Origin of the sequence: Dyella monticola (genome assembly GCF_003363155.1) — a bacterium.
Classification (GTDB): Bacteria; Pseudomonadota; Gammaproteobacteria; order Xanthomonadales; family Rhodanobacteraceae; genus Dyella_B; species Dyella_B monticola.
The window spans coordinates 833,445-845,653 of sequence record NZ_QRBE01000001.1; the positions used below are offsets into that span (position 1 = coordinate 833,445).

The window sequence follows — 12,209 nt, forward strand, 5'->3', positions numbered from 1 at the left end:
GCGTCAGCCCTCATTTGGGTCGTTGCCGATATGCCCGGCATGATCCGGAATTGCCTTGCCCGGCACACTGCGACCCCTGTGCAAGTACACAATACGCGAGTGGTGACCGCGAACCAACGGCAACCTCGCATCTTTGATGCGCATCGTGCGAACGTCTCAAGTCTGTCACCGCAAAACGGTATCCCCGTTAGCCCAAAGCGATAGTGGCGCGTTGCGCTGACCATAATGCTCGCCAGATCGTTCCCAACCATCAGGCACCGCTTAAGTATACGCTTGCTTCGCTTGGCATGAATCGAACTGAGATGACACAGATACGAGCTCGAAAACTGAGGTTTTTCCTATTTCCTCGGCATCTGTGCCCTTGACGACGTTTATACGCCGTCGCACGGTATCAACGTCACCGGTGAGAGTGTCCACTAAATCCACGGCAGAAGGAGTTCATTATGGAACGCGAAGAAGACCTGCAACTCGTTGACCTCGGCGACGCCGCAACCGAAACGAGAGATGTCGGTACCGGAGGCGACGACAATCCCATCGTTCAGGGAAGGGACGCACTCTAAGAAGTCCCGGAGAGCTGTCCGAGATGCGCGGCTTCCGCCGCGCATCTCGGCGGCGATCAGGCTATGAAGTTCCTGCCCACATACCAGGCAGCGCGAAACCAGCATTCGTGGCGCAATCCTTTCATTCCGAAGTTATAGCCGCGCAAAGAAGCAGTGCGTCGGCCGATCCGGAGGAGCACCCGCGTAGATATTGGCTCCCGGAGCATGTGGTTGTCTGCACCAGGCTTGAAGGAGCCGTTCTGCTGGATCTCCAGAAGAACCGCTATTACGGACTGGGTCGTGCGGAGTCGATAGCGCTTTCTATCTTTGTTGCCAATTGGCCAGCTACGGCTGGCAGCCCAATATCCCACAATAGTCAAACGGCAGGTAACGCTGTCAACAGATACATCGCTGCGCTCCTAAATTCCGGTCTACTGTGTGCGATTGAACCCTTGCGACGTGTGCCCTCAGCCCAGGTCGCCACGCCGCTGTCTTCGATAGGCGAAGAGATCGTCGGAATAGGCCGCCCGAGCGTGGCGCAGGTCGTCACTTTTTTCCGGGCCTATCGGTGGGCACGAAACCACGTGCGCCACAGTTCGCTCGACACGATATCCCGCGCCGTAACGATGACGCGGACTTCGGCCGAGCGTCCCGGGTCAATGCCAAGCGAAAGTGACGTAGTGCCTCTAGTCTCAGCTTTCCGAATCCTTCGGCCTCTTGCAATGACAGCGAATGGGGAATGCCTGACCCATTCGCTCGCCCTACTCAGGTTTTTGGCTCGGTACGGCGTGTTTCCGACGTGGATCATCGGCGTGAGGCTTCGCCCGTGGAGGGCTCATAGCTGGATCCAGATGCAGGAACGTGTACTCGATTCGACGCCTGAAAAGGTCTGCGACTTTACCCCGATTCTCGCGGTGTGAACGGAATGTTTCGCTATCTCGCACTCGTTTGGGATATCCGAAGCCAAGCGCAAGTTGGCATAGCCCGAACACTGGCGGGTCGAATGACTACGGCGCCCAAGAGCTGGCGGCAAATACATCAATCCGACGGAGTGTCCGTATTCTGCGCAGACACATCGCATGGTTCGCTGGACGCGCACTCACTTGGACGCGAAAGCGGCGTTGTCCTTGGCGCCCTGTTTAAGCGGTGCATCGACAGCGGCGAGGATGGAGCCGCGACCCACGCGAGCTTTGATGAAGTCGAGTCTCGATGCATTGTGAAAACGCAAGGCCGACGACTGATAGAGGCTTATTGGGGGAATTATGTCGCCTTTCTGATCGATGAAGCACGCGGCCGAATATGGATTCTCAAGGACCCTACGGGATCGTTGCCATGTATGCGTGTAGTACATCACGGTGTGCATGTCATATTTTCATGCATTGAGGATTGCCTGGCATTTAACCTCGTACGTTTCACGGTCAACTGGCCTTACGTTGCCGACTACGTTCTCGGCGGGTGGACCAATGGCGAGAGCCGCTCGTTAAACGAGCTTGACCAGGTCACGCGCGGCGAGTGCATCGAGATCGATACGACATCAAACCGGTTGACGCGTCGGCAGTTCTATTGGAAACCGTCTACATTTGCGCTCGGGCCTCATCTTCTAGAGGACACACGAGTCGCGGCTACATTGCTCCGACGTACAGTGCGGCATTGTGTGCGCACCTGGGCTGGCTGTTACGAGAGTCTTCTCGTGCGACTGTCAGGTGGCCTGGACTCATCCATTGTTCTCGGCTGCCTGGGCGGACAAGGATCCGTCGCAAGTGGCAGAGTGACCTGCTTGGCCTACTACGGTAGCAACGTGGGCGCTGATCCTCGCCGCTGGGCGCGGTTGGCGGCGCACCACGTCAGAACGGAACTCATTGAGGTTCCGGTGGACGCTCGGCATGTCGGGCTGGAGCCATTGCTTAACGCTGCCCCGACGCCCGTGCCAGCACCGCTTGTCTCGTACTATCTGGCGAACAGGATTGAGCGAGAAGTAGTGCGTGATCGTGCTGTGACCGCGATACTCACTGGCGAGGGGGGCGATCCCGGCTTCGGGAGTTTATCGATTGGCAGGGCCATTGATGAAATGATTCGGAACCATGGATTCATCTTCCGTACGATCCAACTGGCCGCACAAATTGCGGCCATCCGAGATACGACTACTCTGCGCGTACTCGCTGACGCACTGCGAAGACGCGCCTTCGGAACCCGTCTCCGAGACAATGCGCGACTGTTTGACAAGCTCGGTCAAATGGCATCCTATGACACACGACGAACAGCTCTTGCTTATGATCACTATCCCCATCCTTGGTTTCGAGAGGAAGCCGGCGTGCCCTGGGGGCTCGTATATCGCTTGGGAATGCTGCTGACGGCGCCCGAGTTTTACGATCCATTTCCGGCGTCGGGCGGACACCAAGCCAATCTTGTGCACCCCCTGTATTCGCAGCCTGTGGTGGAGCTTTGCCTGCGCATTCCCCTTTATGTGCACTTCTTGAACGGACGTGATCGCGGGCTGGCGCGTAATGCGTTCACCGCGGAAGTTCCGAAAGAAATCCTGCAACGTCAATGGAAGGATCGGGGGGCGAACGTTAACGAAGAACTCGTCGCAAAGAACCTCGTATTCCTACGCAGTGTTTTGTTGGACGGCGTGCTTGTCCGAGAGGGTATCCTGGATCGCATTGCGATCGAACGCGCGCTATCCAATACGCCGACAAAGGCCGCCGCGGAGTTGCCAGTAATCCTGCACGACTTGGCTATCGAGCTGTGGGTTCGCAAATGGTCTAACTGCGCGGCAAGCGCGGCGGCTTGATAGTGAATTAGCAGGACTTGCCACCTGTACATCGCTTGGGCGCTGCGGTCCATTGAAGGTACGGAGGCGCAGGGAGCTTTGCGTCTTGGTCTCTCAAGATGCGTAACCGGTCCCATGCAGCATATTGCTGCCGCTTCAACTTGTCCGGGTCGCGCTCATCTTTCAGCCAGTAGAGCCACCAGTCCATCGTACGCTCCTGCAGCGCCAAGAGCTGGGTAGGATTTTGCGGATGATGATCGCCTCGCTCGATATTCGGGATGACGTAAAGCTCGACAGGTTTATTCAAGTGTCTCAGGCGGCTGAACATCTCCCACTGCATCGCTAGCGGTGCCGCCTTTCCTGCAAATGAGTCTGTCACCATCAGGAGCAACGGAGCACGAATGTGCTCGACGTTGAAGGTCGGCGCGTGCTCAAGCCAGTCCTTTAAGCCTGCTCCAAAGGGTTCCGAGCCATCACGTCGCTCTCTATCCGCCCAGCCCATCATGGCTGCCTCGAAGTACCCCGAGTCAATGTTGTCATCGGCGATGGCGGCGGCAAACGGGAACCCTGAAAAGGCCAAGGCGTATTCGACGTGCCAGCCGTTACGGCTAAAGCCCACAATACCGACGCGGGCACAGTCGATCAGACCAATAGAGTAAAGATACTTGATTGCCGACGTGTATCCACGCATCCGTGCGTCCGCCTCGGATGACGGGTATCCCGCCGGCGGTGTTCCGATCTCCAAGACGACAATGCCTTGGTTTGCCAGTGGCTGCGCCAAATATACAGGTCCACCAGGACCGAGCGTTGCGCCTGGCGCGCCTCGTCCGTACAGCGAAAAGTCCTCGTGCCGATCCCCACTGGCGCTTTGAATGACCAGCGGATACCGATGATTGGGTTGATAATGCACGGGTAGAAAAAGCCGCCCCTCTCGGGTGTATCCCAGATCGTCTTTCCACTGGATGAACTTTACCTTCCCTAGAGTAAAGTTCGTTCTTAGATCAGGGTTGGGATCGAATACCATTTCTTCCTGGCCCGTACGAGCATCTACCGCATAGAGTGCGGGAGGGGTGTTCGCATCCTGGTGCAGGTCCACGCGAATACGCGTTTCGGGGTGAACCAGGTGGGCCCCATCTATTTGCACCCACTGCCCCGCGTGCTTCTGTAGCATCATCCGCTTGACATGTTCGTCGTCAAGCTCGATCTCGATAGTATTGGCATCCGGCCACAGCACGCCCTCGATCTCTTTCGCATCCACTCCAGGGATCGGTAGTTTCTGGTACTTGCCTGTGGAAACGTCGATCTGCGCGACAGCGTTACCCGCCATTCCATCCTTGTCATGCGAATCAAGAGGCAAATACACAGGCCATGCGATGATCGAATGACTGTCCGGCGACCAACTGATCGCCGTGCCGAACGGCAAAGGCGCATTCCACAGAGGGCGCGCTGTTGCTTTGTCGATCGAAACGAGAAAAAACTCCTGGATCGGTGATGGCTCGCTAGAGATACTTTTATGCGCTGAGCTTTGAACGTACTGTCTCAACAACCTTCCCTCATATCGATTCCACGGCTGCGGGATCGCTCGCACTGTCCCCGAGACGACCGCCATGCGGCCATCGGGTGATACGACTGGTCGTTCAAGCCAAGCATACGGGTAATAGTTGACGCCTCGATCGGCCGCACTGACTTCTGTAGCGTGGAAGGGTGTCGAAGCACTGCGTTGTACGAACCATTCACGAGCGCCCCATGCGATTTCCTGCGCGGTTGCTCCGTCTACTGCGCCAATTAGTAGCGAGTACGCCTCTTGGTTCGTAACGGTGAAGCCGTGTTGAAACATCTGGTTGGATCGGCCCAGCGAGTATTTGCGCTTCGTCTCGTAGACCAGAGTGGATCGCGGACCTGCGGCAAACCAGGTGACATCATTGTCTGATGCCGTAAGAAAGCCCCATCTCTTCGTTTTGATGTTCGCATAGGCCACCTGGTGGACGCCTTTGTCGTCTTCCCAAAGAAAGGCAACGCGTTCGTTGTCAATCCACACCGGAAAGTTCAGCGTAGGGAGCAGAAGATCGGGCGCCGCTCCATTCCCGAGGATTGTTGCGCCTAGCCCGCGCGTAAACAGCCGAGCCACGGTGTACGGCTTGGCTGCCTCCAGTGAGCCCAGGCCGCCCGCAATAATTTCGGCTTCAACGCCGCCGCGAGCCACGCTTCCTCGTATCAGCATTGCAGCGTAGTGCTCGTCGTCAGGGGAGAGCGCAATACTCTTGGCATGTTGATCAGCAACCATGAATCGAGTCGTCTGAAGAGCGTCTCGGACAGTAAACGGCTGCTTGTCCGTCGCCATTGCGACATTCGCGGCGCCACAGCTGAGAAAAGAAGCGACGATGAGCGTGTACATAAAATGATGCACGCTGCGCTGGTATTCGAAGCGCGGCGCCCCCCGCTTCTTGCGGAATATCGTTCTCATGTGCGGGGCTCGCCGTTCAGAAGTGCTTCGTGATCGAGAAACTGACGACGCGACCTAATGCTGAGTAGTTTGTCGAGTCGTAGTTCACGTAATAAGGTTCAATCGGTGCTAGAAACGGCGGACGTCGATTGAACACATTCGTCAGCGACAGGTTGAAGCCGAAGCCGTCAAGGACGTTTGGGCTGGCCGCATAGTCAAATACCAGATCAACCGTTGTCATGGAGCTGCCCATCGGGCTGGGTGTCAGCAGCGTGTTGCGTATGCCGCGCAGGTAATTGACGATGCTAGACACGCTGAAGTCCGAGCGCGACCAGCGCGCCGCAAGTTGACCTTTGAATTTTGGCGGAAACGACACCACCCCCACAGTGTCTTCGGTGGCCGGAACGCCAATGAGTTGACGGTCACCCTTGGTAATGAAACTTCCTTTTATGTTGAAGTTCCATGACGCGTCTAGTTCTTGGAGCGAATAATCCGCGTCGAAATCCAAGCCCCTGACGTGTTGTGATTGAGCGTTCAAATAGCGGTCGTCAATTACGGCGATAACGTCTCTCGGGTTGTAAGCCGCCCCCGTGTCATTGGTGAAGATCGCTGGCTGAAGGATTCCGGCCTGCTGGTTTGGGGTGGGATTGGGGGTAACGAAAGTCGTGTAGGCAGGATCATTCAACGCTTGAGCAAGCTGGACGAATGAGCTAAAGGGATTAACGACACGTTGGCGGTAGTCGATGTCGAACGCCCCTAGATCGATCGTGGCATCCGGTAAGAATGAAGGTCGAATCACTACTCCCGCGGTCGCAACATCAGCTCGCTCAGGGCCAAGATTTGGGTTTCCGCCAGACCTGAGCAATACGGTTGCGTTGCTGGGAGCGCCGGATGCTCCGACCGCGGAAGCGGTAAAGAGTGTCGCGCTTTGCGCTTGATATAGCTGAGTGAGTGTGGGGGCCTTGAAGCTCTTTCCCCAACTTGCCCTGACATCGACACTGGGCGTGAGACTCCAGAGCATGCCGAGTTTGGGTGTGGTGGTGCCTCCGAAGCTGTTGTAATCGTCATAGCGAGCTGCGGCGTTGAAGGAGAGGCTATCGACGAAAGGGATTTCCTGGCTCTCGGTGATGAGCGGAAAATAAACCTCATCGTAAGCATAACGGACGGACTGTGATCCTTCGATCGAGGGAGTCTGCTCGATAAGGTCGAACTGATTGTATTCGGATTTGCGCCAACCTCCGCCGACTGACATCCGCGCATCCCCTCCGGGTAGGCCAAAGAGTGCTCCCTCGAAGTCCACATCCGCGGATTGCGTTTGATTGCTGTACCTTGTGCTCGTTACAAACGCCTGAGTGTCCGTAGTGAGCGAGAATCCGGTGGCTTGCGATACAGTATTGTCTTCGCCGTCAAAGGCGTTGATCCGTACTGACCAGTCGTGCGGTAACGTGATCCGTAGCGATGGCGAGATGCCGTAGATCGTTCCGTCCGTATCGGAGTTTTGTAAGCCCGAAGCAGCGTACAAACTGGTCTCGGTCATTGATCGCTTCGTCAAGAAAGCATCGAGTGTAAACTCGGCGTTGGAACCAAACTCCTGGTGTCCGCTGAACAGCACTCCATTCTGTGACATCTTCGGATAGATCGTCAGCTGATCAGAATTGGGTATGTAACCGAGGTAGTCGCGCTGCGACGCGCGCACCGCACCATCGCTGGTTGTTTCCGCCGCAAGGAGTAGCCCGCCTGATGACCACGTGTTGCCTGCGACTAGGGAGACCTGGGTTTGGCCATAGCCTCCATCGGTCGCACCGCCAGTCCGGGCGGTGAGTTCCGCACCGTTATAATCGCGCTTCAGGACAATGTTAGCGACGCCTCCCACGGCGTCTGACCCGTAAATTGCGCTCGCGCCGTCTAGCAGCACGTCCATGCGGTCGATCGCGGCGATGGGGATCACCGCGACGTCCGTGGCCTGGCTGAAGCCATCGTAAGGTAGCCGTGCGCCATTGAGCAAAGTCAGTGTCGCATCTGGCCCAAGCCCTCTGAGGTTCAGGCTGGAGCCACCCGTGATGTTCTGATTCGCTATATCTCCACCGGTGCCCGGAAGTACGCCGGGATTCTGTCCGCCGCTGAAATTCTGTGGCAGCGATCGGATCACGTCGCCGAGATCGTTATCGCCCGCCAACCGCATGTCGTCCTGGGTGATCATCACGAGCGGCGACGAGGGCTGCGCGCCCCTGATCCGCGTGCCCGTGACGGCTACCTGCGCCAAGTTAACAGGGGTCTGTCGCGAGGCGGATTCAGCCTGAGAGGTCTGCTCTTTGGTATTAGTCGGTGTCGGCCTAGGTGCCGGGCGCAACACGAACGTTGTGGCGTTCAGTGCATCGAAGGTCAATCCAGTGCCGGTAAGGAGGAGGCGCAGCGCTTCGATCGGCGTATGCGCGCCAGACAAGCCGCGCGTCGTTTTGCCTTTTACTAAACCCGGCGAATAGGAAATCGTCAGTTTGCTTTGTTCCGCGAGCCGGTTCAGGGCCTGATCCAACGGGCCTGCCGGTAAGTTCCAACTAGATGGCTGAGGGCTTGCCTGTGCCGTGGCGATGAGCGGTTGGACCAGAAGGAGAAGACCGCCAGACATGGCGCTCGCCAGAAGTGTCTTGGGAATTGTTCGCGTACAAGAGATGATCTTCTGATTTCGGTTCTGATAGTTTTCGTTAGCGTGCATTGGGTTCCCCTCCCGTGGCATGGACCCGCGCGATTGCTGTCGTTCACCGGATGAGCGCGGTTGTCATCTCCCTGTTACGTTATTGATGGGCGAAACCCGAACGTGTGTTTTGAAATGGGCGGCCAGAACTTCTGGGGTGTGCTGGCGGCCATCCCCAAACTCCCCTGATACGCGTGCGCTCGCCCCATACCGAACCTCCTTTCGTGGTTGTTCACGAAACGCTAAAAGACAGCAGGTTTCGGTTGCTCTGACGGCGCGATCGTGCAGTAACATGTAACCTGTCTGAAACGACACACGTGAATGCAGACACGGCTTAGTTTCTGCGGGCGGGCAGACAGTTCATGGATAACCGGCGTGACACTGCTTTGCATGATGCGCCCCCTGAACCGGCGGTTGTTACCGCGGTCGAGGGGGGCGGTCGGCTCGATGCGTACGATGCGTTCTTTCGCACGCAGTACGATGCACTGGTGAGCTTCCTGCGTCGACGCAGCCGCACGAATGAAGATGCGGAGGATGCAGCGCAGGAAAGCTTTACGCGCTTGACGCGCTATCGCGACACATATCCCCTGTTGGCATGGAAAGCCATGCTGTATCGCATCGCCATCAACGTGGTGAACGATCAATCACGCAGGGCACGCACGCGCTGCGTGCCGCAGCACGTTTCGCTGGATGATGTAAGCATTGAATCCGACGAGCCAAGCGCCGAAGAGGCGGCCGCGGCCGCACAGCAGCGCGTGTTATTGCGCGAGGCAATCCTGGCGCTGCCCCCTAAGTGCCGGCAGGTCTATCTGCTGACGCGCCTGCGCGGTATGACCAGCAGGCAAGTGGCCACGCATTGCGGGATCTCGGTGCGGATGGTCGAGAAGCACCTGGCCAATGCGCTCGTACACATTCGCCGCAGGTTCGGAGCGGGCTCGCCGGGCACGTATCAGGAAGATGAGGCATGAGTCACCCCGAGGTCCCCGAGATGGCCATCCAAGCCGAACGCTGGTTCGTGCGGCTGCGGGAGCCGGACTGCACGGACGAAGAACGGGCAGCCTGCGCCCGCTGGCGCGCGGCCGATCCGGCGCACGAGGCCGCGTTCCGGGAGGTAGAGAGTATCTGGGAGCGCAGCGCCGAGCTGAGCGACGACCTTTACATTGCCGCCGCGCTGTACGAGGCCGAGCGCGACAAGGCATCGCGAGGCAGCCCGGTCTGGCGCTGGGCCCTTTCCTTTCTGGTGGGCGCCGCGGCCCTGGTGTTCCTGGCGTTTCGGATGGTATCGGCGCCGGTTTCACCGGCGATGCACTATCAGACCCGGGTGGGTGAGCGGGAGCGTATCGCGCTGCCGGATGGGACGGTGGTCGTGCTCGACACCCACACCGAGCTGGTGGCTCGCTTCGCCGCGCGGCGGCGGCTTATCGACCTGTCGCAGGGCCAGGCGCAATTCCGAGTGGCGCACGATGCGCAGCGGCCATTCATCGTGCATGCCGCTGGCGGTACGGTGACCGCCACGGGGACACAGTTCGATGTGAGGGTAGAGGACGCCATGGCGACCGTCACGCTGCTGGAAGGCTCTGTGATCGTCCAGGGGGCCGCTGCCGCCACGCAGCCGCATCCGCCCATCACCCTATCGCCGGGGCAGCAATTGCGCTTTGACCGCACCGGGCAGGAATGGTCGGTCACCCCTGTGGACCTGGCGTCGGCGAGCGCCTGGACTCAGGGCAGTCTGCAGGTGAGCGACTGGCCGCTGGGGCGGCTGGTTGCCGAAATGAATCGCTATTCGACCACGCCGGTGCGCCTTGCAGACCCGACGCTGGCGAATATCCGGATCAGCGGCACCTTCCGCACCGGCGATCAGGACGGGCTGGTCTTGGTCCTCGAACACGGCTGGTCGCTGCGGGCCATGCGCCAAAACGGCGAAATCGTGCTATCGCGCGCGGTGCTCGCGCGGCATTAGGCCGAGCCTAAGCGTAAGCTCGGTAGGTAGTGACAGCGGCTGAGGCACCCGCCAGGATGCCAAAGGGGCCGACGCCCGATCATCGCCCTTCATCCCAATCTCTCTGGGGGAAATTCCGGCGTGGGTCGTTTATAACGATGAGCGGTTGTTCCGCCCCTGGCCGATGGGCGAGCGGCGGGCGCACGGGCAGTTCGTGAGGGCGCAGTGGGAAATAAGAACGGGGCGGCAGACGTTTCGGCCGTCATCGAGGTAGCGGGCCAGTCGGAAGCGGACGTGCTCGTCGGGCGCTACCGCGAACCGCTCAGACGCTTCTTTGAACGTCGCTTGCGCAGCCGCGCGGATGCAGAGGATCTGGCCCAGGACGTGCTGGTGCGATTGGCCCGCCAGCGCCTGCTCATTCCCCAAACTCGCCCCGCTTATATCTTCCTGACCGCACGAAGCGTGCTGCTCGATCAACTGCGCCGGAACCGCATACGGATGCGGGGCGATCAGCCCCAGGAGGATGAGGCGGCGAGGGAGGCGCCGTCCGCGGAGCGCATCTGCGATGCCCAGGAACGCGTGCAGCGGGTCTCGCAACTGATGGAGCGGCTGACACCGCGGGCGAAGCAGGTGTTCACCATGCAGCGGATCGATGGACTGACCTATACGGAGATTGCCCAAGCCCTCGGCATCACGATGGGCACGGTGGAAAAGCACATGTCCACCGCGCTGCGATTCCTCGTGCAACATCTCGATGAGATCGAAGGATAGGGGCCATGAGTCAGGAACCGACCTATACAGCTAACGAAGAGGCCATTGCCTGGTTTGTGCGTACCCATTCGGATCAGCGCACGCTGGCTGACGAGGATCGTTTCGCGCAGTGGCTGAAGCAGGATGCGCGTCATGCCGAGGCGTACGCGCGCGTCGAGAAAGCGTGGCGCGCGGCCGGCCCGGACATCACAGCGCGCCCCCTGGTCGGCGAGCGACGATGGGGCAAGAACAAGCGTCTGTGGACCCGGTGGCGCATGAGTCTGGCCGCTGCCCTCGTGCTCTTGACCGTGAGTGCCTACTTGGTCAGCGATATGGACGGCATCCGCACTGGCACATTCACAACATCGTCGGGGCAGCTGAGAACACTGAGCCTGGCCGACGGATCAATCATCACCTTGAATACGCGCTCCGAAGTGACGGTGAAGCTGGCTCGGCACCTACGCTTGATCCGCTTGACCCGCGGAGAAGCCCGCTTTCAGGTCGCCAAAGATGCCACGCGCCCTTTCATTGTCGATGCGGACTCCGCACAAGTACGCGCCGTAGGAACGGTATTCGATGTGCGGGTCGCCGAGCGGCACATCGCCGTCACCCTCGTTGAAGGAAAGGTGCAGATCACTTCTGCGCCTTTACTCGGCAAAGTGCCTGCGCCGACGCTGCTCACCGCAGGCGAACGCTTTTCCCTGGATACCGTCGGGGGCGAGCATCGTGTCGAGCCGGTGAACCTCGCACGCGCCAGCGCCTGGATCCATCGGCAACTCATCTTCGATGCCACGCCCCTCGCGGTGGCGGTCGAGGAGGCGAATCGATACCTGCCCGCACCCATCGCGATCGATGATCCCTCTGTGCGGGACATCCGCGTGAGCGGTGTGGTTCGCGCCGGTAACGTGGCGAGCTTCGTTGCGACGCTGGAGTCGTCTTTCCCAGTACAGGCGGTCAGGCACGCCGACGGGAGGCTGGGGCTGGTGCGCCGGACAGACGACGGACAACGGTAGACACGGCAAATATATTTTTTGGTTTTTCTCTGGGGGTGTTTTTCGCCACACGCGTTCTTCCTT

The 12,209-nt window shown here is 59.1% G+C and carries 9 protein-coding genes; 6 read left to right on the forward strand and 3 right to left on the reverse strand.

Annotated features, from left to right (window positions below):
- Window positions 1-416 precede the first annotated feature (416 nt).
- On the reverse strand, window positions 417-665 hold the full coding sequence (locus tag DWU98_RS21875; protein ID WP_158544939.1) for a hypothetical protein: 249 nt from the start codon (window positions 663-665) through the stop codon (window positions 417-419).
- Here DWU98_RS21875 and DWU98_RS22535 point away from each other — a divergent pair.
- Together DWU98_RS22535 and DWU98_RS03725 are read left to right on the forward strand one after the other, a co-directional pair.
- Window positions 584-1,459: a lasso peptide biosynthesis B2 protein gene (locus DWU98_RS22535; RefSeq protein WP_115494071.1), complete on the forward strand. Its 876-nt coding sequence runs from the start codon at window positions 584-586 to the stop codon at window positions 1,457-1,459. The two genes, DWU98_RS21875 and DWU98_RS22535, sit on opposite strands and share 82 nt — an antisense overlap.
- A gap of 416 nt (window positions 1,460-1,875) precedes the next feature.
- The gene (locus DWU98_RS03725; RefSeq protein ID WP_230474663.1) at window positions 1,876-3,330 is read left to right on the forward strand and encodes an asparagine synthase-related protein; all 1,455 of its coding nucleotides are present in this window, start codon (window positions 1,876-1,878) and stop codon (window positions 3,328-3,330) included.
- Between the two features lie 7 nt (window positions 3,331-3,337).
- Here the strand turns inward: DWU98_RS03725 and DWU98_RS03730 are convergent, their stop codons facing one another.
- Both DWU98_RS03730 and DWU98_RS03735 read right to left on the reverse strand, forming a co-directional pair.
- Complete coding sequence (locus tag DWU98_RS03730) at window positions 3,338-5,773, reverse strand: alpha/beta hydrolase family protein (protein WP_115494073.1); 2,436 nt, start codon at window positions 5,771-5,773, stop codon at window positions 3,338-3,340.
- A gap of 16 nt (window positions 5,774-5,789) precedes the next feature.
- On the reverse strand, window positions 5,790-8,465 hold the full coding sequence (locus DWU98_RS03735; protein WP_158544942.1) for a TonB-dependent receptor plug domain-containing protein: 2,676 nt from the start codon (window positions 8,463-8,465) through the stop codon (window positions 5,790-5,792).
- A gap of 341 nt (window positions 8,466-8,806) precedes the next feature.
- On the opposite strand from DWU98_RS03735, the gene DWU98_RS03740 reads away from it, so the two are divergent.
- The 4 genes from DWU98_RS03740 to DWU98_RS03755 all read left to right on the forward strand — a co-directional run bounded on the left by DWU98_RS03740 (window position 8,807) and on the right by DWU98_RS03755 (window position 12,146).
- Complete coding sequence (locus tag DWU98_RS03740; RefSeq protein ID WP_115494075.1) at window positions 8,807-9,412, forward strand: RNA polymerase sigma factor; 606 nt, start codon at window positions 8,807-8,809, stop codon at window positions 9,410-9,412.
- Window positions 9,409-10,404, forward strand: a complete 996-nt coding sequence (locus DWU98_RS03745) for a FecR family protein (protein WP_115494076.1) — start codon at window positions 9,409-9,411, stop codon at window positions 10,402-10,404. The genes DWU98_RS03740 and DWU98_RS03745 overlap by 4 nt, the downstream gene beginning before the upstream one ends.
- 204 nt (window positions 10,405-10,608) lie before the next feature.
- Window positions 10,609-11,154: an RNA polymerase sigma factor gene (locus DWU98_RS03750; protein ID WP_158544943.1), complete on the forward strand. Its 546-nt coding sequence runs from the start codon at window positions 10,609-10,611 to the stop codon at window positions 11,152-11,154.
- 5 nt (window positions 11,155-11,159) lie between these two features.
- The gene (locus tag DWU98_RS03755) at window positions 11,160-12,146 is read left to right on the forward strand and encodes a FecR family protein (RefSeq protein ID WP_115494078.1); all 987 of its coding nucleotides are present in this window, start codon (window positions 11,160-11,162) and stop codon (window positions 12,144-12,146) included.
- Window positions 12,147-12,209: the final 63 nt, after the last annotated feature.